Below are 1,000 nucleotides of genomic sequence, written 5' to 3'. Positions count from 1 at the left end.
CCGGAGCGCCGTCGCCGTCCGGTCCGGTGCGCGGCGGTCCGCAGCTCCCCAGACCGGCGCCGCGACGGCAGAGCTGGCAGGACCGGGCGCTGGCGGCCGAGCTCGCCGGGGATCTGGAGGCCGCCGCGGAGCTGCACGAGACCCATGGCGACAAGGCCCACGCGGCCAATCTGTTCGAGCGGGCGGCCCGGCTGGCCGGCTCGCGGGGAAGGTGAGGGATGGACGCCGAGGAGCCGCCGCCGCCCGGGCTGACCGAGCGGCAGCTGGAGGAGTTCGCCCGGGCCTTTCCCCCGGGCCCGTCGGCGAACGCCCTGCTGCGCCGGGCCGGGTTCCCGGCCGCGCGGATGCCGAGCTCGTACGGGCTGACGTCCGGACAGTACTGGGACCAGGTCGCCGAGCAGGTCGAGCTGGGCGTCCTGCCCGACGGGGCCGCCACCCTGCTGCGGGCCGCGCGGCGGGACCATCCGTTCAACCCGGTGTTCGCCGAGGCGCGGAGCGCGGGCCTGCGCCGGGTCCTGGTCATGGGGGCGAGCCCGGCCGGGAGCCGTGAGCCGATCCGGGCCGATCTGGAGCTGCGGGCGGTCCAGGACGCCGGCCTGACCGCCGGCGTCACCGTCGACTGGTGCCCGGCGGCCCAGGTGACCGACCTGGGTCTGCTGCTGCGGTCCGCACCGGCCCGGCCCGAGGTGCTGCACCTGGTCTGCCACGGGGAAGAGGGCTGTCTGGTCTTCGAGGACGGGCTGGGCGAGGCCGCCCCGATCCCGGCGGGCGACGTCGCCGGGCTGCTGCGCGAGTACGCCGGGCAGGCCGGGCTGCGATTGCGCGGCCTGGTGCTGGCCGCCTGCGACAGCGCGGCGGTGGCGGACCGCTTCCACGGCATCGCCCAGGTCCTGGTCACCCACACCGGGCGGCTCGACGACGGCGCCGCCCGCCGCTTCGCCTGGCACCTGTACCGCCGTGTCGGCCCCCGGTCGGAGCCGGTGCTGGAGCTGGGGGGGGG

1 protein-coding gene and 1 pseudogene are annotated in these 1,000 nt (G+C 77.7%); both read left to right on the top strand.

Annotation, left to right across the window (positions count from 1 at the left end; all coding sequences use genetic code 11):
* Positions 1-215: pseudogene (locus tag ABD308_RS13290) on the top strand (diguanylate cyclase); the annotation flags it as partial.
* 3 nt (positions 216-218) lie between these two features.
* On the top strand, positions 219-1,000 hold a 782-nt coding region (locus ABD308_RS13285; protein ID WP_344332987.1), incomplete at its 3' end, for an effector-associated domain EAD1-containing protein.

Source organism: Kitasatospora putterlickiae (genome assembly GCF_039527695.1).
In the GTDB taxonomy this organism is placed as follows: domain Bacteria; phylum Actinomycetota; class Actinomycetes; order Streptomycetales; family Streptomycetaceae; genus Kitasatospora; species Kitasatospora putterlickiae.
The sequence above is the reverse complement of the archived record's forward strand: the minus strand, read 5'-3'. Positions and strand labels throughout refer to the sequence as shown.